Here is a 25,955-nt window from a genome sequence, read left to right as displayed (position 1 = left end):
GATCGAGTCGATCAACGCGAGATACCGCAGGGCGGTCCGGGCTCGCGGGCACTTCCCGAACGAGGCCGCGGCGATCAAGTGCCTGTATCTGGTGACGCGTTCGCTTGACCCCAGCGGCGGAGGCCGGCACGCTGGGTGATGAGGTGGAAGCCTGCACTAAACGCGTTCGCGATCACCTTCGCCGGACGGTTCGAGAGAACCACCCACTAATGAAAACCGCCGGACCCTACACACCGTTCATCGGACAGACCCGCGTTGGTAATGCCTGGCTCACGCCCTCGGACGATTCAACTCAACTAAATGACGCTACTGACCACGCGGCCAGTAAAACTGGTTCCGAGCCCCCTTCTTCTTATCTGGTAGCCGGCGCCCATACGGACCGACGAGCTGATCAAAAAGCTCGCCAGACTTTACGGCTTCGAATTCGCAGGCCACCCTACGATCGACTTTTTTTGCGCCTTCTTTCGGTGCATACGTTTGAACCTCCCACGAGCCCGGCTTGATTCGTAAGAGTGCGCGAGTAACTTTTCGGTGAACCGCCACAATATGGTCAATCCCCGATGACTCAAGTCGATGTTTACTGAGGATCCACCAACCGCACGCTGACTTACAGATTTCCTCGTAGTTCTTCTCTCGCTCGCTCCTAGTCAACCACTCCGCTTTATACCCGTGTCCTTCGCGTTTCCAACCACCAGGCATCGGTTCTCCCCAGGGGGTTTCCGTCCATTGACCCAGGTCGATCGTCAGCAGCGGTCCTTCGTAGGTCAGTTCATCCGCACCCGTTTCCGCAACTAGATCTTCAAGCAGCATGATCCCACCTCGGTACTTCTGCTCTCGCCTACGGTTCGTCAATTGACGGTCGAATCCGTCAGGAAGTCGTAATTCGGTGCTGGTCTTCGGCCGTACGGGGAACGACCGAAGCAGGTCGATCGTTGCTGCCTCCACCGCTGTGTATTCGGCATTGGATCGCATTCCGTGCCGCAGGATCCAGATCTGGGGCTCTACTCCCGCCCTGCGGATCTCTCGAATCTGCTCGACCTTCTTATTCCCTTCCGACTCCGACACATCACCGTCTGATGGATCAGAGGTGAACATCGCTTCATAGCCGTGGGAAGCGAACCTCTCTCCCCGCCCCTTGCCAACATAAAACGGCACCCCCGTGCGAGGGTCTACCAGCATGTACACGTATAGCCCGAGCTCGTCAGCAACCTGGCGCCTGACCTTCGGCGAATTCTCCGACATTGACCAATCTCCTCTGATTTACAACTATTAAACAACAAGGGCCTCAAGACTAAACTTGAGGCCCTTTGAAATGTGGTGGAGCTAAGGGGATTCGAACCCCTGACCTTCTCATTGCGAACGAGACGCGCTACCAACTGCGCCATAGCCCCGGGACCTCTAGTTTAACGCTGGTGGGCGCGGCTGCCAAAATCTTTCTTCCGTGCAACGGCTCACGCTTCGCCCACTATACCCCTAGGGGTATATAGTGGCGCTAACGAAACCTTGAGCGAAGGAGAACTCAACATGTGCCGTGCGGTGACGTGCAAGAAGTGTGGGAAGACGACGTGGGCGGGCTGCGGCCAGCACGTGGATCAGGTGATGCGTAACGTCCCGAAGGCGAACCGTTGCGAGGGACACGAGGGCGAGCCCTCGACGGGCTTCTTCGCCAAGCTGTTCGGGCGCTAAGCCCTACTCCCCCGCGACGCGGCGGCGCGCGAGCGCCGAATCGATATCGAACGCGGGTGCTTCGTACGCCTCTTCGGCCTCGGCCGGGGAGGCGTTCAGCATGCTGGCGCGCACGGGGCGCATCGGCACGCGTGCGGCCTTCTCCGCGCTGGGCAGGACATCGGCGTCGGGCGTGATTGCGGGGCGTGGGGCGCTCGCCTTGAGCGTGTAGCTCGGAGCAGGAATGGCGATGGGGTCCCACTGGACGTCGGCGACGATCGCCTCGGGTACCTCACGAGCCTCGACGACCGGCGCTGCTTCCACGACCGAAGGCGCTTCGGCCTCGTCTTCGACTTCGTCCTCGACCTCGACGGGCGCGGCGGCGTGCTTGGGCGCGGCGGGCGCCTCGACGTCGTCGGCGGGTGAGGTGTTCGGGATAGGCTCGGCGACCTCGTCGCGCAGGTTCATCTGGCGCAGGCGACGCTCCAGCTGCGCGATCGATTTGCGAGCTTGCAGGTCGGCTCGGCGGTAGGAGGCGGCGACGCGGCGGCCCGCTTCCAGCACGGCGATAAGGGCGCCGCCGGGGATGAGGGCCCACGCGGCCGACAGGCTCGTCGTCAGTCCAACGACCAGGAGCGTGAGAGTCAGGGCCAGCAGCGTGCCGGCGAGGATCTGGCGGCGCTTGACGGCGGCGGCACGCTCGGCGATCTGGGCGGCATGCTTGGCGCGGGCAACCGAAATATCGCGCGCGGTCATGCGGGCGGCGACCGGGGCGGTCGGGCGTTTCATTTCACGTGCCTCCGTGCGTTTCTTGGCCGATACCGGATCGAGAACCGGGCCGCGCACACTGCGAGCGAGCGTGACGGGGGCGCCATCGGCGGTGACGTTCAGGACCCGCATGTGCGGGGAGAACCTATCGTCCGCCGTGGACTCCGCCAGCACCGCCCGGCGTTGAACCGCCTGGGGGATCAGGTAGAGCAGGACGATCGCCACCAGGAGTGCAAAGACCGCTGATGACAATGACATTCCCACGCCTCAACCGTACGGTGGGACCGCGCAAGGAGGCCGAAGGCCCTGCGGCGTGTCAGGCAATAGCGGCGATTAGTCCGCCTCTCGGGCGGTCTTCGGCGAGCATGGCGAAGCGGCGGTGGTCGCGCCAGTCGCCGTCGATGAACAACAGGCCGCGGGCGCGCCCCTCCTCGGGAAAGCCCAGCTTTTCCACGACCCGCAGCGAGGGGGTGTTTTCCGGGCGGACGTTGATCTCCACGCGGTGGAGGCCGAGCTCGTCGAAGAGGTAATCGCACGTGAGGGCGACGGCGCGCGGCATGTAGCCGCGCCCGGCATAGGCCTTGGAGATCCAATAGCCGATAACCGCCGTGCGCGCCGGGCCGTACGTGATGGGGCTGGCCATGACCTGCCCGGCGAAGGCGTCATCTCCGATTTCCAGCACGAGCGGCAGGGCGGTGCCGAGGCGCCCCTGCTTGCGGAAGCCGCGCGCCCAGGCCCGAAAGGACTGGCTCTCTTGACCGTACGGGTCGGCGACGTCCCACGGCGCGAGCCAGTCTTCGTTCGCCTTGCGGGCCTTCGCCCAGGCTCGCTCGTCGCGGGCGCGGACGGGGCGGAGCGTGAAATCGCCGTGGGTGAGAATGGTGGGCCAGACGTGCATGGTTAGCCGTCGACCAGCATGCAGACCAGATCGTCGCCGGCTTTCACGTCGGTCGTCGTCTCGGGCACGACGGCATAGGCATTGGCGCGGGCGAGCTCGGAGATGAGCAGCGCCGCGGGGTTGCCGAGCACCTCGGCGCGGTAGGCGCCAGGCTCGCCGGTCACACGCACGCGGACGAACTCCCGCTTGCCGGAGACCGAGTAGAAGCCCTGCGCCGCCTTGGCGCGCACGGTGCGGCGGTAGACCTGCTGGTAGCCGGCCATCGAACGGATGGCCGGGCGCACGAACGCCTCGAACGCCACCTGCACGGCGACAGGATCGCCCGGCAGGCAGAAGATCGGTACGGCGTAGTCCTCCTCCCCCAGCTGGCCGACGCCGAACTGGCGGCCGGGCCACATCGCGACCTGGTCAAAACGCACCTTGCCGAGCGGGGAGAGGACCTCCTTGACGGTGTCGTCCTGGCCGTAGGAGAGGCCCCCCGTCGTGATGATGAGGTCCGCGCGCACGAGCTGGTCGCTGATCATTTGCCTCAGCGCCGCGCGCTCGTCGGTCACCGCGGGCACGCGGTAGGTCATCGCGCCCGCGTCCTGCGCGGCGCAGGCGAGCGCGTGGGAGTTCGCGTCGTAGACCTGGCCGGGCGTGCGCGGGCGGCCCGGCTCGACGAGCTCATCACCGATCGAGACGATGACGACGCGTGGGCGCGGATGCACGCGCACTCGGCCGCGCCCAACGGCGGCGAGCAGCGCGATCTGCGGGGCGCCGATGCGCGTGCCCTTGGTCAGCACGACCTCGCCCTCGGCCATGTCCTCGGCCTGGGCGCGCACGTTCTCCCCCGCCGAGGAGGCCGAACGGATCTGCACGCGCGCCTCGCCGTGGTCGGTGAACTCCACGGGCACGACGGCGTCCGCCCCGATCGGCAGCGGCGCGCCGGAGGCGATGCGCACGGCGGTGTTCGCCACGAGGTGGATGCGCTCAGCGCTACCCGCACGCACGTCGTCGACAACGGGCAGCTCGACGGGCGCGGCGGGGCGGGCCTGCGCAATATCGGCGCTCGCGACGGCGTACCCGTCGAGCAGCGCCGCATCAACGAACGGGTGGTCTTGGCTGGCGGTGACGTCCTCGGCCAGCACGCAGCCCATCGCATCGGGCAGCACGACCTCGAGGTCGGGCACGATCCCGACGGCCTCAAGGCTCGCGTGGACGTGTTCGGCGACGGCGCGCATTAGTCCGCGAACCCGGAGGTGATCCGCACCTCGGGCGCCTCATAGTCCGCGACGAACTCGCGCAGCCACGCCACGAAATCCTCGCCGAGGTCATCGCGGTCCGCGCCGATCTGCACGATCGCCTTCAGGTAGTCGAGCTTCGCGCCCGTGTCGTAGCGGCGGCCCCGGAAGACGACGCCGTAGACGCCGCCACCGGCGTCCTTGTCCATCTCGGCGAGCTCCATGAGCGCGTCGGTCAGCTGAATCTCGCCGCCCTTGCCTGGCTTGGTCCGATCCAGCACGTCGAAGACGGCCGGCGAGAGGACGTAGCGCCCAATGATCGCGAGGTTCGAGGGCGCATCCTCGACCGCGGGCTTTTCCACCGCGCTGATCACGCGCACGACGTCATCGCCGCGGCCGGCCTCCGGAGCGGGCTCGACGACGGCCGCGCCATAGGCCGAGATCTGCTCGGGCTCGACTTCCAGCAGCGCGATGACCGAGCCGCCGACCTTTTCCTGCACGTCGATCATGACCGAGAGCAGCTCATCGCGCGGGTCGGTGAAATCATCGCCCAGCAGCACGGCGAACGGCTCATTGCCGACGTGATCACGGCCCTGTGCGACGGCGTGTCCGAGCCCCTTGGCCTCACCCTGGCGCACGACGTGAACGTGCCCGAGGTTGGCGCTCGCCTCAATCGAGGCCAGCAGCGCGTCCTTGCCGTCGGCCTTCAGGGTGCGCGCGAGCTCGAGGTTGTCATCGAAGTGGTCGATGATCGCGTCCTTGCCGCGGTTGGAAATGAGCAATACGTCGTCAAGTCCCGCGTTTGCGGCCTCTTCGACGACGTACTGGATGGCGGGCCGGTCGACGACGGTGATCATTTCCTTCGGGATCGCCTTTGATGCGGGAAGGAGCCGGGTGCCAAGTCCAGCGACGGGGATGACGGCCTTGCGAGCGCGTGTGACGGGAGCTTTTTCAGACATATCTTGAGATTAGCGCCTTTGACCGCGCCGCGGTTCGCCTCAGGGCGGAACCGGTGGTCGCGCTCGCGGGGAGGTGGGACGATAGGACTATGACCGGCACGACACCACTTCCCGATGTCCAGGGCCTCGAAGATGAGGAAGCGAAGCGGCTGCTGCGGACCCACCTTCGCGCCATACGGGCGCAGCATTCACCCAAAGATCGCGCCCGCGAGGCGCACATGTTCGCCCAGCACGGCGAAGAAGCCGTCGCTGATGTGCGAACCGTCGCCGCCTACGTTTCCGAGCCCGGCGAACCCGACACCTCCCAGCTCCTAGGCGCCCTGTCCGGCCGCGGGGTGCGCATCCTGCTGCCCGTCCTCGGGCCGGGCCTTGCCCGCGCCTGGGCCTACTACCGCGGCGAGGATGACCTGCAGCGCCGGGCGCCCGGTCGGCCTCCGGAGCCGAGCGGCCCGATCCTGCCCGCCGACGCCATCCGCCACGCCGAAGCGATCATCACGCCGGGCCTCGCCGTCGACGGTCTTGGCACCCGGCTCGGGCAGGGCGCCGGTTGGTATGACCGCATGCTCGCGCTCATCGAGCCCGACGTTCCCACCTTCACGATGGTTTTCGAGCACGAGGTGCTGCGCGATTACCTGCTGCCGTGCGCCGAGTTCGATATTCCGATCAAGGCCGTCATCACGCCGAGCGAATGGTTCCTGCTCGAGGGCAGCCCCATCAACAAGGCCGCGCGGGCGCTCGCTGAGTCGGCCGCGCTCGCCCGCTAGCTACTCCCGCGGCTCGAACAACTCTCGAATCGCTGTCTTGTCAACCTTGAGATTCGGGGTCATGGGGATTTCGTCAACGACACGGATTTGCTGCGGTATTTGGTAGCGGGCCAGACGCTCGCTAAGCACCTTGATGATGCCGGCTTCATTTAAAGCATTGGTTCCGTCCTCGGTAATGACAGCAGCGGGCTCCTCTCCATAAATAGAGTGCGGCACGCCCACGACTGCCGCGTCGGCAACTCCGGGTACACGGCGGAGTTCTTCCTCCACATCGATACACCAGACCTTCTCGCCGCCACGATTAACCATGTCCTTTGAGCGATCGACGATAAAGACGTAGCCGTCATCGGTTGCGTACCCTATGTCCCCCGTGTTCAGCCATCCCTCGGGAGTCAAAGCGTCCGTAGTAATGGCGTCATAACGCCTCAGGACATTCGTGCCATAGAGCCAGACTTCCCCCCGTTCACCCGATGGCACTTCCTCGCCAGCATCATCGCGGATGGAGAGTCTCAGGCCCGGAATGGGCCAGCCTGAGGATCCACAATGCACGCTTGTTGCTGCGTCTCCTGGAAAGATCAAGCCCGGGGACGTTGTCTCGGTCAGCCCGTATATTGTCCGGAACTCGACATCCGGGAGCCAAGCATGCAACTCCTGAATTCTCGTCACGGGCATGTGCGCAGCTCCGCACGCGAACGTTCGAAGACTTGGCAGATGTGGATACTGCTTCGACTTACCCAACAGCAGAGCGAAGACCGTGGGTGAGGCGTGAATGAAGGTGATCTCCTCATCTCGAACAGTCGCAAGTACACGATCGGCATCAAACCTACGATGTAAGTAGAGGCGACCTCCGATATGGATGAACAGCCCCAAGAGGGCCACAAGTCCTGTGATGTGATAAATCGGGATCGGGATAATGCTGGAGTCGTCGGAACCCAGGTCCAGGATCCGCTGATACGCAACAATGGCGTGACCAACGTTGCGATTGGTGAGCAGAACTCCTTTACTACGAGCGGTGGTTCCAGAGGTGTACATCAGGATGCAGTCAGCATCTCTGTCGCTCACGGGATCACGAAGCTGCCTCGATACGTCAGTATCACCCGATCCCAGGCTTACTTTCCCTTCCTCAACCCAGCGGACGATTCCTACACTGTTGACGCACTTCATGGACTCGAAACGCCGTTCCGCAATGATCATTTGGACGCCAGACATCGCGAGCAACGCTTCGATCTCAGGCTCTTTGTGTTTTGTCGGAATCGGGACAATTACGATGCCGCATCGACTCGCCGCGTAAAGTGCCACTGCGAACTCGACGCTAGTGTCAAGCAACAGAGCGACTCGGTCCCCAGGACGAAGGAGTGATTGAAGCTCTAATGCGAATCGATCCGTGCGCTGCTTAAGCCCCCTAAAGGTGACGGAACGTCCCCTGTCAGTTACAAGCGCCACTGCGTCCGGCGAGCGACGCGATGTGGCATTGAGGGATGCATAGAAACTGGCCGGGGCGTCTTCAAATACCTGAACACTGCGACCGTGGGTGCAAACCTGCTTCATGCCCCCAGTGATGGCTCCGTCCCAAAAATCGTATCCGTCAATCATCTCTAGTATTCCTTGAGCATCTTCGCTAGCTGAAGAACTTGACACGTTGTCATTACCGCTTTTTCTAGGTTCGAGCTACCTTCACGCAACGCTGTAGGAAGATCAGATACCCCGCGGATGATTGGAATGACTGCTTGTATCCCGGTAGGGGGATTTTCTTCAACCACGTCATCTACCCGTCCGGCGAAGGCGACAGTGGGAACCCCGAAGCTAGATGCACGCTTTGCGATCTGACTCGGGACCTTTCCTGAAGCAGTTTGGGAATCCAAACTACCTTCCCCAGTGAAAACCAAATCAGCGTCAGACAGGTGTGCATTGAGCCCTACTGCATCCATCATCAGCTCGGATCCCGACTCAAGGGTCGACCGACCGAAGGCGAGGAAAGCGGCTCCCAAGCCTCCGGCAGCCCCGGCGCCAGGGACATCACGAACCTGACGTCCGACGAGCGGTTCAACCACATCTGCCCAACGCCGCAATGCCAGATCCAACGTCGCAACAGTTTCTGAGTCGGCCCCCTTTTGAGGCCCGAAGACAGCGCTCGCTCCGTCGGCTCCCAGCAGAGGGTTATTGACATCGCAAGCGATTCGGAACCTTACAGTAGCGAAACGCTGATCGAAGCCAGTGAGATCGATGGACGTCAACGACGAAAGTGCCGCCCCTCCGTCGCATAGTTCGTCTCCGTCACTATCGAGGAAACGAGCTCCCAGGGCGCTGAGCATTCCAGCACCCGCGTCGTTTGTAGCACTACCGCCGAGGCCCACAATGATCGTCTCGACCTCGTGATCGAGTGCTGCTCGAATGAGGTCTCCTACTCCGCGGGTAGACGCGATCGCTGGATCCCTGAGAGATGGTTCCACCTTCTCAATCCCACAAGCTGCGGCGACTTCAATGACCGCAGTTTTCTGGTCCTCTATGACGCCAATTCTCCCGAGAGAGGGCCATCCTAGAGCATCGGTGCACTTTACATCGAGCAGAGTGCCGCCAAGCGCTTCCACAAGCGTGACGCATGTGCCTTCACCGCCATCAGCCATAGGCAGCCGAATCACCTGCGCCCCGGGCATGCCGCGAGCGATTCCTCGTTCCATTGAGCGGGCCGCTTCAGAGGCGGTCATCGATTCCTTAAACGAGTCCGGGGCGCAGATGATCAGCATTAGTAATCCTTGGAAATGGTTAGAATCAGTCGTTCGGAGTGGTCTCAGTTTCAGATTCCCGTCGAGAACCCCGTAGACCCCATGCCAAGGCGCCACCGGCCACTGTCAGCACGATGATGAACCAAAGTCCTGCCAGGGGGTTGCCAGTTGATGTCTCCAGCGAGCCCATAATTGTGGGGCCCAGGAATCCACCAAAGAGACCGAAGGTATTAACTAACGCAATTCCGGCTGCGACCGCAGCACCGGTGAGTCGTCGCCCAGGGAATGTAAAGAGCATTGACTGAATGACAAAGAACCAGAATGCGGCAAAACAGAATCCAAATACAGCCAGCCAGAGGTTACCTCCAGACAATGCAGCGATCACAAGGCCTATAGCCACAGACCAGAGTCCCCCGGAGACCATGGCTTTCTGCTTCATTAAGGTCGTACCAAATTTGGGCATGATCACAGACCCGATTGCTGCGGCGATCCACGGAACGGCGGTAATCAGCCCAATGGTCACAGTCGTCATGTCTTTGTCAAAAGCGTTGATCATCGCCGGCAGGAAGTAGCTAAGTGAATACACCGCCACCTGATGGGTGAAGTAGACCGCGATGACAAGCCAAATAATCGGATCCTTGGCAACGGGGAGCAAGCTACGGAACCCATGAGCTTCTTGACCGACACCGTCGTCTTCTGAAGCAAGTTGCTCTTCGAGCAGCTCCTTGTCCTCATCATTCAGCCACTTAGCTTCGCGTGGCCGGTCAGGAAGCCAGAACCAAACAAGGAAAGCAAGTAAGACAGCCGGCAGACCTTCGATAACGAACATCCACTGCCAACCGTGGAATCCTAAAAGGCCATCCATTTGCAGCAGGAGACCCCCAAGCGGCGCTCCAATGATATTCGCTAACGAAACACCTAAGAGAAATAGTCCAATAGCTCGTGCTCTATCACGGCGAGGGAACCAATAGGTGATGTAGAGAATCATTCCAGGGTAGAGCCCTGCTTCCGCAGCACCTAGCAATACCCGCAGAATGTAGAAGGACCAATCATTCCACACGATCGCCATCATCATAGAGATGACGCCCCACGTGATCATGATTCGCGCGATCCAGAATCGCGCACCGAGCTTATGCATTAACAGATTCGAGGGAACTTCGAGCAGAGAATAAGCGAAGAAGAACAGACCTGCGCCAAGCCCATATGCAGCGGCAGTCAGACCGATATCGGCCTCCAGAGCGGTCTTGGCCATGCCAATGTTGGTGCGGTCAATGAAGGCGATGATGTACACGACGATCATCAGTGGCATCAATTTGCCAAAGTTGGTCTTGGTAATGCGCTCCAAGCGGCTCCGCTTGGCAGGGTCGGCCATAGGCCCGACAACGGTATCGGACATGACAACTTCTTTCTGGGGAACTTACCGAGGGGTGTTTACATCCGCCGTGAGGCGGGGCGTGGTCGGCACAGGTGTACCGACCACGAATGCGCTACATTGCGCGGAACACCGCGGAGACAGCTTGTCCACCGCCGATGCACATCGTCACAAGCCCGTGCTCAATGTCGTTGGCTCGCATATTCATCAGAGTGCGAAGGGTGAGGATAGTGCCGGTGGCTCCAATTGGATGTCCCCATGCGATCGCTCCACCGAGTGGGTTCGTGACCTGGGGGTCGAGCCCGGCATCACGCATGACGGCAACAGCCTGCGAAGCAAATGCCTCATTCAGCTCGATCCAACCGAGATCGGATAGCGTCAGCCCTGTTCGATCCAGAATCTTTTCGATGGCGAGCTTAGGCGCGTATCCCATGATTTCTGGGGCCAATCCGACCTTTGTGAAATCGAGAAGCTCTCCGATTGGGCTTAGGCCTCGCTTTTCTGCTTCGGCAAGCGTTGTCACAATAACAGCGGCACCTGCATCGTTGATTCCGGAGCTATTCCCTGCTGTAACTGAGCCGTCCTTCGCGAAAGCTGGACGCATTCGGCCAAGGGACTCAGTGGTAACACCCGAGCGCGGGTGCTCGTCGGTGTCGACGATTGTCTCTCCCCGTCGCGTCGAGATCGTCAGAGGTTCAATTTCGTTAGCCACTGCACCATTTGACAAGGCTTCTTGAGCTCGACGCTGAGATTCAGCTGCGAATTCATCTTGCGCTTCGCGGCTGACACCGAATTTTTCGGCTACTTTCTCAGCAGTTGCACCCATCGGGTAATTGCCCCACGGGTCTGTGACGAGCGAGAGAGTGCCGTCTACGAGCGTGTGATGTCCTAAGCGATAGCCGTTGCGAGCATCAAAATCCATGAATGGCTGCCGCGACATATTCTCACAACCGCCTGCTGCAACTAACTTGGCTTCACCTTGGCGCAGTTCCAATGCTGCACTTGCAATGGCCTGTAGCCCCGAGCCACACAGCCGGTTCACCGACATTGCTGTAGATGATTCGCGCGCTCCAGCCTCGAGGGCAACACGGCGTCCGATGAATGCGTCGCCGCCGACTTGTCCTACACAGCCAATGATGAACTCGTCTACATCTTCCACTTTGACACCAGCGCGCTGACACGCAGCTTTGACGGCGTGAGCACCGAGCTCATGATTGGGAACTGCCGCGAGCGCGCCGCCGAAACTCCCGGTTGGCGTCCTAGCGCCCGAAATAATGACAATGCGTTCGTTCGTATCCATGGTTGTTTCTCCGTATTTCTTAGTTGGTAGCAAGCGCAAAGCGTATTGACGTCAACGCGCGCTGAGCTTCAGGTGAGTCGTCCTCCTGCATGACCCTCCACCCCGAGTCAGTGAATTCAAGTAGGTAGTACTCGCTTGCGAGGTAAACCTTTTTGCCGCGTTCGAGTGCGCGACGTGCGCTAAAGGAGACCTGGTCGACTTTCTCGACAAACTTCGGGTGGCGACCCGATGCTGACATCAGGAAACAGACCTTCTTGGCACCATCAGTGATGTCCATGAATCCACCGACGCCGACAGCTCTGCCCCCGAGCAACGAAACATTGACATCGCCAGCGGGATCAACCTGTCCAGTCCCCATGAACGTGATATCGACGCCACCCCCGTTGTAGAAGTCCATTTGCTGAGGGTGCCCAATGATCGCTTGGGGGCTGATGGCAGCTCCGAAATCGACGACCCCCAGCGGAATGCCGCCATACGTGCCAGACTCGACAGTTAGAAAAACATCGTCGAGTTTTCCTGCTTGGAACAGCGCACGCCCGATGGTGTCGGCAGGGATCCCGGTGCCGACATTGATGACATCTCCGGACTCCACAATCTGCACGCCGCGGAGTCCTATAGCAACGCGTTCTTCGGCCATTTCCTGAGCTTCAAATGCACGGCCGACATTATCGGGTGTGACATATCCAGAAAGGAGTTCGTCGTTGTACTTCGGGAAGGAGTGGGTTTGCCGGTGATGTAATTCAGGGTTCGTCGTTACTGCCGCGTAGTCGACTAGCACCCCTGGGACGGTGACGTCCCTTGGCCTAATCTCCCCGGGTTCGACGATCTCCTTGACTTGGGCAATCACAATGCCTCCGCAGTTGTGAACTGCTTGCGCAATTCCAAGAGCATCAAGACCTGATACCTCTTCGCGGTGCGATAGATTGCCGAGTTTATCGATCACGGCTCCACGGATGATGGCTACGTCGAGCTTGATTGGCTTGTACCTCAGGTACTCACGACCGTCTATTTCGACGAACTGGACGTACTCCTCGGAATCGACATTTGCCTTGGCTGAATCGTTGAACCGGCCCCCATCGACCCGAGGATCCACAAACGTCCCGAGGCCGACTGTGGAAAGCTGTCCTGGACGACCTGCAGCGATCGTGCGATAAAGCGTTGAGAGCTGGCCTTGTGGCAAACAGATGCACTCTGCTTCATCGTTTCCTAGAAGCTCGCCCATTTTTGGAGTGAGACCCCAGTGAGAGCCAATAACTCGTTTGACGAGTCCTTTGTGTGCCATTCGAGACATGCCGATTTCACGGTTCGACTGTCCAGCGGACTGCACCCACGTGAGTTGGTTTGGCGTACCCGACTCAAGAAACGAGCGTTCGATTTCGGCGAGGATCTCATCGGCTACACCCATAAGGGTCATACCATCCGTCACCACCGTAGAGCCATCTGGGATTAGGTCTGCGACCTCGTCCATCGACACAAAAGCGGTCACAGCTGGTACCCCCCACCGATGTCAATCACCTGGCCGGTGACGTAGGAGGAGTCATCCGAGGACAGGAATGCCACGACGCGTGCTACATCTGCCGGCTGCCCCACGCGCTGCATCGGAATCTTTGCGAGTTGAGCATCGAAGAGATTCTCCGGCATTCCGCGGGTCATATCCGTTTCAATGAAACCCGGGCAGACTGCATTCGCGGTGATTTGCGAACGGGCAAGTTCTTTCGCGATTGAACGGGTAAGACCAACGACACCTGCCTTAGCTGCTGCATAGTTGGTCTGTCCGATATTCCCCATCCACGATGCAGATGCCACGTTGACAATGCGGCCGTACTTATTTCCCCGCATGTGGGCACCTACCGAACGACATGTGTAGAACACACCAGATAGATCCACCGAAATAACCGAATCCCACTGCTCATCAGTCATCTTCCAGAGCATGGCGTCCCGGTTGATCCCCGCGTTGTTCACGAGGATGTCGATTCGTCCGCAGTTCTCGATGATGTCCGCGACCGCCGCATCAACTGCTTCCCGGTCTGAAACGTCCAAGCCGATGCCATAACTCTCGTTGCCGAGGTTCTCAGCAGTGCTAGAAGCGGCCTCAGCGTCAACGTCAGCAACGATGACGCGCGCTCCTCGCTCGGCCAATTCTGTAGCAATGCCGCGTCCGATACCGCGGGCCGCACCAGTAACGAGCGCTACCTTGTCGTCTAACGATGCTGTCTCAATCACTCTTGTTCTCCTTTCTTCCTGCTGCATCCGCAGCTGGTTCCGATGTACAGGCCGTGGCGACACAGAATGCTCTGTGGAGGACCGTTGGGCCGCTTAAGCCGAATAGTCACCAAATCGACGGCCGTTTGGGCCATCTGGCGACGGGGCTGGATGATGGTGGTCAGATCGATCATGTGGGCACGAGTTACAGTCAAACCGTCGAACCCCGTGACAGCGAGATCACGAGGAACTCGGATGCCCTTGCTTCTGAGTTCACTGATCAGACCAAGCGCGATGGCGTCGGTACCGCAAATAACGGCTTCGGGCAGTTCGCCCAATTCGAGGAGATAGCGCGCGGCGTTCACGCCATCCGGGACGTTGAGACCACCCGTAATGTTCCATTTCCTTGGAAGCCGAATCTCCGCGGCAGACAGAGCTTCACGGAAACCAGCCGCACGCGTGGCAGAAGCAGTTGAGCTCACCGGACCACCGACGATGGCGAACTTTCGGTAGCCGTGTTCGAGCAGGTGTCCGACGATCTGGAGGCCCGCTGCGCGGTCATCAATTCCGACGAAATCAGCTTCGGCGTACTCCATACGCCGAGAGATTTGCACAAATGGAATGCGCGCAGCACGGAGCATCCGGCAAACTTCGCCGTCTCCCGACTGAATGGCGGTGAGGAGCACACCATCGACGCGATGATGGATCATTGTCGTGACCGCGGCAGTTACTGCCCGGTTCTCATCCCGAGTGTGACTAAGGAATACTTCGTGCCCCTGTTCACGCGCCACGTCAGTCACTGAAATGGCGAACTCGCTGTAAAACGGGTTCGATACATCAGCCAGGATGACGCCAAGAACCGCGGTATCGCTCGTAGTATTACGAGGCTTTGTAGGACGAACGTCGTATTGCTTAGCTGCTGCGAGAATCCGCTTGCGCGTTTCGTCCGAAACACCAGGTTGGCCATGCAGTGCGTATGAAACCGCCGCAGCGCTCACCCCAAGCATCCGCGCTAGCTGGGCAGCCGACATCCGTCGACTCCCTTGCGTCGGGGAAGGAGTGTTCATAACTCTGTCCTAGGTCCAAGAGGGCTTCACCCCCGTTGGTGGGGCCCTTGTACCTGACAGAATGATCTAGCGCTAGGTGATTAAGCAACGTTAAGCTGCGACGTAGATCATACTCCTTGATCGCGAGCGGATTCCTAGCTACTCCCGCGGCTCGATCACGAGCGTCTGCGTGGCAGCCTCGGCCACCGCATCAGCGCTGAACGGCCACGGGAAATACTCGCCGCTGGCCCACGGCTCGATCTGATCGGTGTAGTGCCGCGAGGCGGGGTGGCCGGAATTGCCGGTGAGGTTCACCCAGCTCGAGGCGTCGAGGTCGGAAAGGTCAACGACCATCCGCATCGAGGGCGCCGTCGTCACCTGGTAGTCGCCGCGGCCGCGCTTATCGAGCTGCGGGGACCAACCCGTCGCGTTCACGATCGAGGAGCCGCCGGAGGCCGGCACGGGCGCGGGGTTGACGAGCCAGCGCACGGGCGCGGGAATGTCGGCGCCGCCAAGCAGCGAGTGGGTCGGGCGGAACTGGTGCAGGTCGCCCCAGCTCCAGCGGCCGGGCTCCTTGCCCTGGACGTTCGTGAGTTCGTAGCGCGCGTTGGTTAGCGCCCGCGTGAGGATTTCGTCGCGGGTTTCACGCACGTTAATCGTCGTGCGGTCATCCCACCAGCTCGACTGCGGATCGTCGATGAGCTCGGTCATGACGGCGAGCCAGCGCGAGCCACCGCTGATGGCGATCGAATCGGGCAGGTCGTCGTCGAAGGTGCCGGAGACGAGGTGGGCCCACACCGAGGCGAAGTAGGCGGCGCCGGGCGCGTCGGCGGACTGCTTCAGGCCGTCGCGCTGCCAGGTGCGCAGCTCGTCAATGGCCTCCTTGATGAAGGGGTCCTCGATGTCCAGGCGCAGGATCGCGGGCAGCAGCTTTTCGGCGAATGGGTTCGCGTCGTCGAGCATGTACTGCTCGGCCATCTCGGTCGTGATCGGTGTGCCGGCGGCGGTGTCTTCGCTGATGCGGCCGCGCAGCTGCTGGGAGCGGTAGCCGTAGTCGAAATCGCGGCCGAGGAAGGGGCGGTCGCCCGGCGCGATGATCGCTTGGTTGGCGGCGACGACGAAGCCCTCCTCGGGGTTGGTCACGCGCGGGAGTTGATCGCCGGAGAGGTAGTCGAGCCAGTCGTAGGCGGCGTCCCAGCCGGGGCGCGGCCACGTGCCATCGGCGGGGACGACGGCGTCGGAGACGGTGCCGCGCACGGGGATTTTGCCGGGCATGACGTAGCCGATGTCGCCGTCGGTGGAGGCCCACACGATGTTTTGCGCGGGAACCTCGAACTTGGCGGCCGCAGCGGCGATCTCCTCGGCGCTGGTGGCGCGGTCGATCGCGAAGACGGCGTCCATCGTGGCGCCGGGTTGTAGCGCCGTCCACGCGAGGGAGACGGCGTAGCCGTTGGAGCCGGCCGACGGCGAGCCCGCGGGCACCGGCAGCGCGGAGACATCGGCCAGGCCGAGGACGTCGGAGACGATCGGGCCGTGGCCGGTCTCGCGCACCGTGAGTTCGATCGGCTCGTCGACGCCCGCGACGGCGATCTGCTCGGTGCGCGTCGTCAGGGGTACCTCATCGGCGCCGCGCTGGTAGGTGGTGCCATCGGCAGAGAGGCGTTCGAGGAAAAAGTCGGTGACGTCGGCGCCCGTGTTGGTCAGGCCCCACGCGATTTTGTGGTTGTGGCCGATGACGACGCCCGGTATGCCGGCAAACGAGAAGCCCGAAACATCGAACGTGCACGAATCGGACAGCTGCTTGCATTTCAGCCCCACCTGGTGCCAGACGCTTGGCTGGGAGACCCCGAGGTGGGGGTCGTTGGCGAGGATCGGCTTACCGGTGTCCGTGTGCGCGCCCGAGATCACGAAGGAGTTCGAGCCGGTGCCCTCGCCGCCGCCGATGAGCTGCGGCACCGCGGAGATCGCGGCCTTGGCCGAGGCGAACGCGGCCGCCGCGGTGGGGTCGCGATACTCGCCGAGCGCGGAGTCGCGCTCCCCGCTCAGCCGCGCGGGCGAGGTGACGGCCGGCGCCGTCGGGGCGTTCGGGCCCGCGACGATCGGAGCGTTGTCCTGGATCGGGTAGTCGGGAAAGAGCTGCTGGACGCGGTCGAGATCGCCGAGCGCCGCATATAGGTGGGCACGCGTTAGCTCGTCCTCGAAGTTGTTCTTCAGGTCCCACGCCATGGCCTTCAGCCAGGCGAGCGAATCGATGGGGTCCCAGTTCTCGATGTCGGGGGTGCCGGCGCTCAGGCCGAGGACGGTGTACTCGACGCCGAGCTCGCTCGCTTCGCGGCCCTTGAGGTAGGTGTTGACGCCGTCGGCGTAGGCGGTCAGCAGGTCGCGCGATTCCTGGCTGATGAGTTTCCACTCTTGTTCGGCGACGCGGCGCCAGCCGAGAGTGCGGATGACCTTGTCCGCTTGGATCGCTTCGGGCACGTCGCCGACGAGCTCCGCGAGCCGCCCGCTCGTGACGTGGCGGCGGTAGTCCATTTCGAAGAAGCGGTCCTGCGCGTGCACATAGCCCTGCGCGCGCATGAGGTCGGCGTCGGTTTCCGCCGTGATGGTGGGGACCGAGCGCTCATCGCGGGTGATCGTGACCGGGGCTGCGAAGTCGGATAATCGGATGGAGCCGTCGGTCGTCGGCAACGGGCGCCGAACCGTGTACAGGCCGACGCCGAGCGTGACAACGAGGGCGACGACGAGGGCGATCGCCGTAAAAATTCCGGCCCGCTTCGCAAATTGGGACTTAGTCACGGCAAAAGACTATCGATTTTCACCACGTCGCGTAGCGGGCTATCATTAGCACTCAGAAGGTCTGAGTGCCAAGCTTGGAGGAAGAGATGCCCACCTACGCCTACCGCTGCACGAATTGTGCGCACGAGTTTGAGGTTCACCAGTCCTTTAGCGAAGACTCGCTCAAGACCTGCGAGGGCTGTGGCGGCCGGCTGCGAAAGCTCTTCCAGCCCGGTGCCGTGATGTTCAAGGGCTCCGGTTTCTACCGCACGGACTCGCGCAATTCCGGCTCCTCGTCAGTCTCGAGCTCGAAGCCCGCCAAGCCCAGCACGTCTTCGAAGCCGTCCTCCGGTGGCGGCTCCAGCGCCGGGGGACGCTAGCCTTTTCTGTCCACACCGCGCCCCACTGCGCGGTGTTTCATCCTGCCCTCCTGCACACACGTAGCTGGGAACCTGCGGCGACCTACCGTCGTGGCATGCCTCCAGCACCTAGGTTCGCGGCCCCTACCCCATCCCGCTCCGCCGCCCCGCACGTCCGACGGTTTCGGATCGCGCTCTATCGCTTTCGGCACCTCCTCGCAGCCTTCGCCCTCCTTGCGGCACTGTGGTGGGCAGTGAGCTCGTTTGCTCCTGCACCGGACAGCCGCCCTGTCGTCGTAGCTGCGAGTGAAATTCGCGCCGGGGAACACATCAGCGAAACAAACATCGAGCTGCGCGAGATCCCCGAGGCGGGGATTCCACCCGATGCCGCGGTCGACCTCGAAGACGTTCTCGGGGATCCAGCGATCATTGGAATCCAGCCTGGTACTGTCCTCACCACCGCGATGGTGGCGAGCCCAAACCTTGGGCACACGCTGCATTCGGGTGAGGTCGTCGTGCCGGTAACCTTCGCCGATCGCGGCTCGCTTTCTGTCGCTCGCCCAGGACAAATTGTCTGGCTGTATGCCAACACGGATGAGGAGGTCGCCCGCGTCGGATCGGAGGCGCGTGTTCTCGCCATTCTTTCGGCACCCGAGGCAGGACTCCTTGATTCAGGTGGGGAGGATCTCACCGACGGACTCGTCGCTGTGCAGGCTTCAGAGGCTAGAGTTTTGTTAGACGCGCTTTCCAGAGGCCCGCTGCGAGCTGTTTTGCCAGCGACCTGAGCGGCCAGGGCGCGCGACGCGGAGCCAATCCCGGTTCGCGTCCCACCTCAGCACCGTTCCGCTTCCCAGCGGTTCACCATGTCAGGAGGCACTCATGCTCCAGGGATTCAAGGAATTCATCTCGCGCGGTAACGCCATGGAAATGGCCGTCGGTATTGTCATCGGCGCCGCATTCGGTAAGGTCGTCGACGCTCTCGTCGAGGGCATCATCAACCCGCTCATCGGTGGCCTGTTCGGCGCCGTGAACTTCGCCGAAGCCTGGGCCGTCAAGATCGGTCCGGCCACCATCTCCTTCGGTATGGTCATCAACGCGCTCATCTACTTCCTGCTCGTTGCCGCCGCCGTCTACTTCCTCATCGTTGTCCCGATGAACAAGCTCGCCGCCATGCGCAAGGCCAAGGACGAGGAGCCCGCCGCTCCCGCCGACGACGTGCGCATCCTTACCGAGATCCGCGACCTGCTCGCCAACAACCAGCAGCCGCGCCTCTAAGCACCAACGCGAAAGCCGCCTCCGAGTTTTTCTCGGAGGCGGCTTTCTTGATCGCTCCAGCAGATCGGACAATACGGATTCAAGCGTTTCGCTCCGCGGCGCCGACAGGGGAACTATGTCAAAGTGATGGTGGGGCCAGTTGCCGCTGACCCCACCATCTAGCTACGTGAGTAGCTAGCGGCACCTACTTCCGCGTTTCGATCACGGTCGTATCCGGGTGGCGCTTCGCAGTCGAGAGCTTGACAAAACGTCCAGTCTTCGCACTGCGAGCGCGCCCGTTCGAGCTTTTCTTACTCACGGTCTTCACCACCTCTCAGAGAAAACGCGCTGCCACTGCGGCAGCGCATTACTCTGAGATTGGCACACACCACTACATCTAGTAGTGCGACACGCCCTCAACCACAACAGGTTGTGCTTTTACCCCTTCGGCGCCGACGAATAATAGGACTTAGGTCCGTGTTAAGGGTCGGCGCGTTTAACCGCGCCCCCAGTGCGGGGGTAGGTTCTCCAGCAGCCTCGCATCGTTGGAGTCCTCGCTATCGCCCCACGCTCGATCGGATTCGCTCTCGCTATAGCGCGGCAGGACGGGCGAGGTGCTGCTGCTGGCCTCGCCCCGCTCCCCAGCTTCGCGCAATTCGCGGTCCACGCGGGATTCGACCACGACGCGGCGGCGCTTTTTCTTAGCGGTCACGGCGACGAATGGCGGCTAGCAACACGGCGTCGATCTGAGCGCCGCGACGCTCGATCTGCATCTCCTCACGCAGCTCGGCTAGGAAGTCCTCGTCGCTACGAGGCAGCCCGTCGGAGGCGATCCAGGAGACCATGTCATCGAGCTGGTCATCGGAATAGGCCGACAGCGGCAGGCCGGGCACGATGCCAGGGTGCGTGCTGCGCTCCTTGGGCTCGGGCGCGGTCTGCTCCGCCTCCCGGCTTTCCTCGGGTACTTCCGTCGTCGATTCCTCCGGCGTTTGTGCGGCGGGATCGTCGGCGATGGGCTCGACGTCGGCGCCGCCGCTGCGCTCACTCATGACCTGCACGACGCGTTCGACGATGCGCTCGGCTTCGGACTGCGGGTCCATGAACACCGAGGTCGAGAATGCCTGGTAGACGTCCCAGCCGCGCTCGCGCAGGCGCTCGATGCGGTGGCGTTCGCGCACGCGCACGCTCGGCTCGCGCACGTAGCCCTCGTCGTCGGTAACGACGGCGACGAGGAGCTCGCCGGGCAGGTGCGGATGGCCGATGGCAAGCGGGATGCGGACGCCGCCGGGCACGCCGTAGCGCGGGACGACGGTCAGGCCGAGGCGCCAGAGGCGATCGGCCAGATCGACGAGCAGGCGGTCGGGCGCGGTGTCCTCGAGTTCGCCGGCGACGGCGGGCGAATCGGCGGCGTCGGACTCGATGTGGGCGAGTAGATCGTGCAGCAGCTCGGCGCCGGCGCTGCGCAGGCGCTCCCGATCGAGATCGCTGGAGCTGAAGCACGAGACGACGACGAGCTCGCTGCGCACGGCGTCGAGCGTGTCGACCATGAGGGACAGGCCCTCCGCGCCGGAGATGGCGCCGAGGCGGTGCAGGACGCGGCCGTGGGGCGTCTTGCCGTAGCCGACCGACAGGATGATCGAATCGCGCTGCAGGCCCTGCGCGCCGGTGACGTCGGTGACGAGGAAGGGCTCGGCGGCGTCGGCGTCGAAGAACTCGCGGATCGCGGGTGAGTCCGCCACGAGGCGGGAGACCGCGGCCTGCACGCGCTCGGCGTGGCGCTCGTTCAGCGTGATGACGGCGAGCGAGCGCTCGGGTTGGGTCAGGGCGTGTTCGACGACGAGGTCCACCGTACGATCGACCTCGGACTGCACGGATTCGACGGCCTCGGCGCCGGGCGCGGGCATGCCGTAGCCCTCGACGTGCTCGATGCGCATCGTCGAGCGGGAGGGCGGTGCGGGGATCGAATCGACGAGGCCCGCATAGCCGTGGGAGGCGAGGAAGGCCGCGACGTGCTCCTCGCGGTCGGAGCGGTCCGTCGGCAGATCGCGGTGCGGCAGGATCGTCGCGAGGTCGGCGACGGCCGACTCGCTGCGGCGGCGCGGATCGCCGAAGACGATCACCTGCTTAGCGCGTGCGAGAACGCCGATGAGGTGGGCCGTCGGCGTGTGTTGGATGCCGTCGATGACGACGAGATCGAGCGCGTCCTCGGTGCCAAGCAGTTGGCTGACCTGTGCAGGCGTGAAGACCCAGATGGGCCGCAGCGCAATGACGAGATCCCGGTACCGCGCGATGAGCGAACGCAGGTTATCAGGGTGCGCGGAGGACAGCTCGCGGAACAGCTCGCGCGCGAGGCCCTTATCGCGGCCGACCTCGCGCAGCAGGCGACGTGCCGTGGCGCGGCGAACCGGCCCGGGCAGCGAGGCGATCTGGGCGGCGTCGAGCTCGCGGAAGGACTCCGCGAGCGTCGTGAGCTCCGCGCCGTCGTAGGTGGCGAGCAGCGAATCGGAGCGCAGCACCGTCTCCAGGATGGAGGCCCACCAGCACAGTTCGACCTCGGCGCGCACTTGATCGCGCGTGATGCGGCGCTCGGCGAAGTCGTCGATGAGGCCGTTCGCGCCGAGCTCCCGCAGGCGCGAGAGGATCTGGGTGCGCTCGGGCAGCGTGCCGAGTCCGTCGACGTCCGTCGCTAGCGCGCTCATCCGCGTCTGCAGTTCGGTCAGATCCATCGCGAGGAGGTCCTCGCCAAGGATCGGGGCGAGCTCGGTGAGCTCCGCCTTGACGTCGGCGACGAGCTGCTCGGTGGCGGCCATACCCTGCGGTAGGCGCGGCCAGCCGCCGGCCGGGCAGTGGCGGCGCCAGATCTTGGCCTGCTGCTGGACGTGGACAAGCTCGGCGTGCAGGTCATCGACCTGGCGGCCGGGGCGAACGAGGTCCGCGGCCTGCTTGCGCAGGCGGCGCCGCGTGGAGCCCTTCATCGAGACGTCGTGGTCCTCGCGCCACTGCCGGCTCGCCGTGGCGATGACCATCTGAGCGGCGGAGGTCTCGAAGATCTGGGGCTGGAAGACGTCGAGCGCGGCGCGCACGCCCTGGAGCATGTCGAGCTGTTCGGCAAGGCCCTCAACGCTCGTCATCTTCGTCAGCCCGGTGTCCGTCGTGATGGCCTCGGCGCGCGCGGCGAGCTCCGGCAGCAACCGCGTGGCGAGCCGCTCGGCGCTCTTCAGCGCGTGATCGGCCTGGCCCGCATCGGTCAGTTGGGCGCCGTACCAGGCGGTCTCGTGGCGCCGCAGCGTGAAGGCACCGAGCTCGGCGGCGTGCTCAAGATCGGCGATGACTTCCTCCCGGCGCTCGCTCGTCATGGCGTCCAGGGCGGCACCGCTAAGGCGCACGCGGGTGCGAGCCCCGGGTCGCACGGCGGTCAGGCGCGCAAGTTCCTGCAGCGCGTGGTGGGCCGAGACGCCCCACGGCTCGCGGATCTCGTGCAGCGCGTCGACGTAGCTGCCGAGCGTCTCGCGCGCCTCGATGAGCTGTTTGCGCGAGGCGATGATGGCGGCGTCATCGAGGGTGTCCTCGTATTCGACGAAGGCGGACTTCAAACGTTCCAGCGCGTCGGTGCGCCAGCGCGGGCCGGTCAGGTCGAGGACGAGGTCGGCAAGGCCAAGCCGGTTGAGCGCCGAGATATCGGAGCGCGCGCGGCGGGCATTGCCGGAGACGAGCGCGACGGAGCGGCCGGAGGCCGCGGCATCGGCGAGGATCGCGGCGATGACCTCGGACTCGTTGGAGCCCGGCACGGTATCGACCATGAACGATCGCCCGGCGGCGCTCGTTTCGACGACGGTTTGCTGGATCGGTGCGAGATCGCCGACGCCGCGTTCAGTGTCGGGATCGCGGTCCGTGCGGTCGACCTTCGGCAGTGGCTGCGCGAGCCGCGTGCGCGAGGCGGGATCGCCCGCGAGCGCCGCGACGAGCGGCCGGCGCGCGAGATCGCCCTCGAGCGCGTGCAGGTCGGCGCTCAGCAGCTGGCCGGGGTTAACGAACGGCGCGATGAGGATGCGCTCGTCGTAGTGGAAGCCCGCGAGGTGGCGCTGGGCCCGCTCGACGACCATCGCGAGCGCCGCGCGCGGCGTGAAACCGTGCTCGGTGATGACGGCTCGCGCCAGATCGCCGGGCTTGATCTCGGCGCCCGCGCTGCGCAGCGAGGTCTCCAGCGCGGGGTTGAGTTCGATGCCCGGTTCGAGGCAAATGTCGATATCGCCATCGGGATGCGGGTCGACGCTAATGCGCACCGGACGCAGCAGGATCGGCGCGGTGAATTCCCGCAGCCGCTTTTCCATCGGCGCGCCCGACGGCGAGGCCGCGCTCCCAGCGGCGGGCACCGGGCGCGGCAGTCCGGCGGCGTCGGCGCGCAGCGAGCCCGCAGGCGCGAAGTGCGAGGGGGTGGGCGTCTCAGCCTTGGTGGGCGGGACCGGCATGTCGACGATTTCGGACCAGCTCGCGACCCCGATCGCGAGGTAGATAGGCGCCTGGCCGTGCTGCTGTTCGAGCTCATCGGCCCGTTCGACGACGGCCTTGGCGGCGCGCCGCCCGCGCGAGTAGGCCGAGCCCTCGCGCAGCAGATTCGTCAGGCGCGTGGGGCGCGCGGCATAGAGCTGGGCGATCCCCGAGGGGTGGGCGGTCGTCAGGTCGAGGACGGTGCCATCGAGCTCGTCGATGTCGGTCAGCGCGGAGAGCCCCGCGAGGTCATCGATGCGCGCCTGCCAGGTCGGCAGCGCGCGGCGCACGAGGAACGCGGTCTCGCGTGCGACGGGTGCGGCGCCCGCGGGAGGCGGCAAAGCTGGCTGGGCAGAGACCCGCTTGTGGGCGCTTCGGGCACGGGCGGGCGCCTTGGCGGCACGCGGGGCGGCGGGCTCGGCGGCGGCTGGGCGCTCGCTGGCGCCCTCGCGTCGGCGACGGCCGAAAAACAGCGGCGGGGTCATTCTTCCACGCTAATAGACGGGCAAAAATATAGCTGGGTGCAACACCGTGTGCGGGCAAATAGAGAGACGCCGCGTGACACGCAGGGGGGCAGGCGTCACACGGCGTCGTAAACAAAAGTATGCCTGACGATTGCCGTGTCACGCAAGTTCTGTTTCGAGCGATTTTTCCTCGCTCACTGCCGGTGCCCCCGAGACGATTCGAACGTCCGACACCCGCTTTAGGAGAGCGGTGCTCTATCCACTGAGCTACGAGGGCAGCAACCCGCAGTTGCGGTTTGTTCCTCCGCAAGGTTACCAGCTCAGCCCGCGATCCGATACGGGCGTAAAACCGCCGCAAATCGCCGATTCTTCGGGGGGTTACGCTTATCCGTTTTGCCCGTTATGATCAGCCTGAGGTGTGTTTCACCTCACCCACGTTTCTCAGGAGGTTTAATGCTGCAATCCACCCTTGATCGGACTGCCGTGTTGGCGCCCAATTACCGTCCGCTCGACGTCGTCATCGAATCCGCTGACGACTGCTGGGTCACCGACGTTGATGGAAAGAAGTACCTCGACTGCTTGGCGGGATACTCGGCGCTGAACTTTGGGCACAACAACCCGGTGCTCAACAAGGCAGTGATCGATCAGCTTCACAAGGTCACGCTGGTCTCGCGCGCGTTCGATCATGACCAGATGTTGCCCTTCGCCCGCGAGCTCACCGAACTCACTGGCACCGAGATGATGCTGCCAATGAACACGGGAGCCGAGGCCGTCGAGTCCGCGATCAAGGCGGCTCGTAAGTGGGGCTACGACGTCAAGGGAGTTGCGCCAGAGCAGGCCAACATTATCGTCGCGGAAAACTCCTTCCACGGCCGCACGACAACGATCGTCTCCTTCTCCACCGACGCCGATGCCAAAGACGGCTACGGCCCCTACACCCCGGGCTTCCGCGTCGTGCCCTTCGGCGATATCGAGGCCGTGAAGGAAGCGATCGACGACAACACCGTCGCCGTGCTCTTCGAGCCCATCCAGGGTGAGTCCGGCGTCGTCATGCCGCCCGATTCCTTCCTGCCCGCGCTGCGCGAGCTGTGCGATGAGACCAACGTCCTCATGATCCTCGACGAGATCCAGTCCGGCCTTGGCCGCACGGGCCACACGCTGGCCCAGGACTACTCGGGCGTCCGCGCGGATCTCACGACGCTCGGCAAGGCCCTCGGCGGCGGTGTGCTGCCGGTCTCGGCCGTGGTCGGCCGCCGCGACGTCCTACAGGTCATGACTCCGGGCACGCACGGTTCCACCTTCGGTGGTAACCCGCTCGCCTGCGCGCTGGGCCGCGCCGTCATCACGATCCTGGCCGAGGGCGAAATCCAGCAGCGGGCCGCCCGCCTCGGCTCGATCATGGAAGAGCGCCTGAAGAAGATCGAAAACGACGGCCACCTGGCCGAGACGCGCTGCCGCGGCCTGTGGGCCGGCATCGACGTCGAGCCGCGCCTGGGCCTGACGGGTCGCCAGCTGTGTGAGCGCCTGGCCGAGCGCGGGATGCTGTGCAAGGACACGCACGGCTCGACGATCCGCCTCGCTCCCCCGCTGACGATCAGCGAGGAGGACCTGAACTACGCGATGGACATCCTCGAATCCGTCCTGAACGAGCAGGCCGCATCCATCGGCGTCGACTAACGCGCACGTCAAAGCGGG

The 25,955-nt window shown here is 63.4% G+C and carries 21 protein-coding genes, 2 tRNA genes and 1 pseudogene; 7 read left to right on the top strand and 17 right to left on the bottom strand.

All coding sequences use genetic code 11. The features are described from left to right. Positions 1–210 (top strand): annotated as a pseudogene (locus MUN85_RS01205) (transposase); the annotation flags it as partial. Positions 211–306: 96 nt separating this feature from the next. On the opposite strand, the gene MUN85_RS01200 reads toward MUN85_RS01205, so the two are convergent. Further along, a complete protein-coding gene (locus MUN85_RS01200; protein ID WP_250505015.1) occupies positions 307–1,242 on the bottom strand; it encodes a GIY-YIG nuclease family protein in 936 nt (311 codons plus the stop codon). Positions 1,243–1,315: 73 nt separating this feature from the next. Then, a tRNA-Ala gene (locus MUN85_RS01195) sits at positions 1,316–1,391 on the bottom strand. A 112-nt stretch (positions 1,392–1,503) separates the two neighbouring features. Here MUN85_RS01195 and MUN85_RS01190 point away from each other — a divergent pair. Further along, positions 1,504–1,686 carry a DUF8730 family Cys-rich protein gene (locus tag MUN85_RS01190; RefSeq protein ID WP_250505014.1) on the top strand — a complete coding sequence of 61 codons (183 nt, stop codon included), beginning with the start codon at positions 1,504–1,506 and terminating at the stop codon, positions 1,684–1,686. A 3-nt stretch (positions 1,687–1,689) separates the two neighbouring features. Here the strand turns inward: MUN85_RS01190 and MUN85_RS01185 are convergent, their stop codons facing one another. From MUN85_RS01185 to MUN85_RS01170, 4 genes are read right to left on the bottom strand one after another with little or no spacing between them, the layout of a single operon-like run. Beyond that, complete coding sequence (locus MUN85_RS01185) at positions 1,690–2,691, bottom strand: hypothetical protein (protein ID WP_250505013.1); 1,002 nt, start codon at positions 2,689–2,691, stop codon at positions 1,690–1,692. Positions 2,692–2,749: 58 nt separating this feature from the next. After that, a complete protein-coding gene (locus MUN85_RS01180; protein WP_250505012.1) occupies positions 2,750–3,331 on the bottom strand; it encodes a GNAT family N-acetyltransferase in 582 nt (193 codons plus the stop codon). A gap of 2 nt (positions 3,332–3,333) precedes the next feature. Next, positions 3,334–4,554, bottom strand: a complete 1,221-nt coding sequence (locus MUN85_RS01175) for a molybdopterin molybdotransferase MoeA (RefSeq protein ID WP_250505011.1) — start codon at positions 4,552–4,554, stop codon at positions 3,334–3,336. Continuing rightward, positions 4,554–5,513 carry a UTP--glucose-1-phosphate uridylyltransferase gene (locus tag MUN85_RS01170; protein WP_250505010.1) on the bottom strand — a complete coding sequence of 320 codons (960 nt, stop codon included), beginning with the start codon at positions 5,511–5,513 and terminating at the stop codon, positions 4,554–4,556. Before MUN85_RS01170 ends, MUN85_RS01175 begins: the two co-directional genes overlap by 1 nt. A gap of 89 nt (positions 5,514–5,602) precedes the next feature. Here MUN85_RS01170 and MUN85_RS01165 point away from each other — a divergent pair, with 89 nt between their 5' ends. Beyond that, the gene (locus tag MUN85_RS01165) at positions 5,603–6,277 is read left to right on the top strand and encodes a 5-formyltetrahydrofolate cyclo-ligase (RefSeq protein WP_250505009.1); all 675 of its coding nucleotides are present in this window, start codon (positions 5,603–5,605) and stop codon (positions 6,275–6,277) included. On the opposite strand, the gene MUN85_RS01160 is transcribed toward MUN85_RS01165, so the two are convergent. The 8 genes from MUN85_RS01160 to MUN85_RS01125 form a co-directional block, all read right to left on the bottom strand. Beyond that, positions 6,278–7,870 carry a class I adenylate-forming enzyme family protein gene (locus MUN85_RS01160; RefSeq protein ID WP_250505008.1) on the bottom strand — a complete coding sequence of 531 codons (1,593 nt, stop codon included), beginning with the start codon at positions 7,868–7,870 and terminating at the stop codon, positions 6,278–6,280. Between the two features lie 2 nt (positions 7,871–7,872). Continuing rightward, positions 7,873–9,021, bottom strand: a complete 1,149-nt coding sequence (locus tag MUN85_RS01155; RefSeq protein ID WP_250505007.1) for a glycerate kinase — start codon at positions 9,019–9,021, stop codon at positions 7,873–7,875. Between the two features lie 25 nt (positions 9,022–9,046). Beyond that, positions 9,047–10,396: an MFS transporter gene (locus MUN85_RS01150; protein ID WP_250505006.1), complete on the bottom strand. Its 1,350-nt coding sequence runs from the start codon at positions 10,394–10,396 to the stop codon at positions 9,047–9,049. Positions 10,397–10,487: 91 nt separating this feature from the next. Continuing rightward, entirely contained in the window at positions 10,488–11,672 is a 1,185-nt protein-coding gene (locus MUN85_RS01145; protein WP_250505005.1) for a thiolase family protein, read from the bottom strand. 19 nt (positions 11,673–11,691) lie between these two features. Continuing rightward, positions 11,692–13,140, bottom strand: coding sequence for a CoA-transferase (locus MUN85_RS01140; protein ID WP_250505004.1), 1,449 nt, complete (start codon positions 13,138–13,140; stop codon positions 11,692–11,694). 14 nt (positions 13,141–13,154) lie between these two features. Further along, positions 13,155–13,895, bottom strand: coding sequence for a 3-oxoacyl-ACP reductase FabG (fabG, locus tag MUN85_RS01135; protein WP_250505003.1), 741 nt, complete (start codon positions 13,893–13,895; stop codon positions 13,155–13,157). Further along, positions 13,892–14,905, bottom strand: a complete 1,014-nt coding sequence (locus MUN85_RS01130) for a LacI family DNA-binding transcriptional regulator (protein ID WP_250505002.1) — start codon at positions 14,903–14,905, stop codon at positions 13,892–13,894. Before MUN85_RS01130 ends, fabG begins: the two co-directional genes overlap by 4 nt. 174 nt (positions 14,906–15,079) lie before the next feature. After that, positions 15,080–17,716 (bottom strand): penicillin acylase family protein, encoded by a 2,637-nt coding sequence (locus MUN85_RS01125; RefSeq protein WP_250505001.1) that lies wholly within the window; start codon positions 17,714–17,716, stop codon positions 15,080–15,082. 86 nt (positions 17,717–17,802) lie between these two features. Here MUN85_RS01125 and MUN85_RS01120 point away from each other — a divergent pair, with 86 nt between their 5' ends. From MUN85_RS01120 to mscL, 3 genes are all read left to right on the top strand, one after another. Beyond that, on the top strand, positions 17,803–18,075 hold the full coding sequence (locus MUN85_RS01120; RefSeq protein WP_092563341.1) for an FmdB family zinc ribbon protein: 273 nt from the start codon (positions 17,803–17,805) through the stop codon (positions 18,073–18,075). Between the two features lie 95 nt (positions 18,076–18,170). Beyond that, positions 18,171–18,839: an SAF domain-containing protein gene (locus MUN85_RS01115; protein WP_250505000.1), complete on the top strand. Its 669-nt coding sequence runs from the start codon at positions 18,171–18,173 to the stop codon at positions 18,837–18,839. 94 nt (positions 18,840–18,933) lie between these two features. After that, on the top strand, positions 18,934–19,329 hold the full coding sequence (gene mscL, locus MUN85_RS01110) for a large conductance mechanosensitive channel protein MscL (protein WP_250504999.1): 396 nt from the start codon (positions 18,934–18,936) through the stop codon (positions 19,327–19,329). 475 nt (positions 19,330–19,804) lie between these two features. Here mscL and MUN85_RS01105 read toward each other — a convergent pair whose 3' ends face one another. From MUN85_RS01105 to MUN85_RS01095, 3 genes are all read right to left on the bottom strand, one after another. After that, positions 19,805–20,020, bottom strand: a complete 216-nt coding sequence (locus MUN85_RS01105) for a transcriptional regulator (protein WP_250504998.1) — start codon at positions 20,018–20,020, stop codon at positions 19,805–19,807. After that, on the bottom strand, positions 20,010–24,281 hold the full coding sequence (locus tag MUN85_RS01100; protein WP_250504997.1) for a DNA helicase: 4,272 nt from the start codon (positions 24,279–24,281) through the stop codon (positions 20,010–20,012). Before MUN85_RS01100 ends, MUN85_RS01105 begins: the two co-directional genes overlap by 11 nt. A gap of 183 nt (positions 24,282–24,464) precedes the next feature. Next, positions 24,465–24,537: transfer RNA gene (locus tag MUN85_RS01095), tRNA-Arg, on the bottom strand. Positions 24,538–24,713: 176 nt separating this feature from the next. On the opposite strand from MUN85_RS01095, the gene rocD reads away from it, so the two are divergent. Continuing rightward, positions 24,714–25,937, top strand: a complete 1,224-nt coding sequence (gene rocD, locus MUN85_RS01090) for an ornithine--oxo-acid transaminase (RefSeq protein WP_250504996.1) — start codon at positions 24,714–24,716, stop codon at positions 25,935–25,937. Positions 25,938–25,955: the final 18 nt, after the last annotated feature.

The organism is Bowdeniella massiliensis (assembly GCF_023634005.1).
GTDB lineage: Bacteria > Actinomycetota > Actinomycetes > Actinomycetales > Actinomycetaceae > Bowdeniella > Bowdeniella massiliensis.
This window is presented reverse-complemented; position numbering and strand designations above follow the sequence as displayed.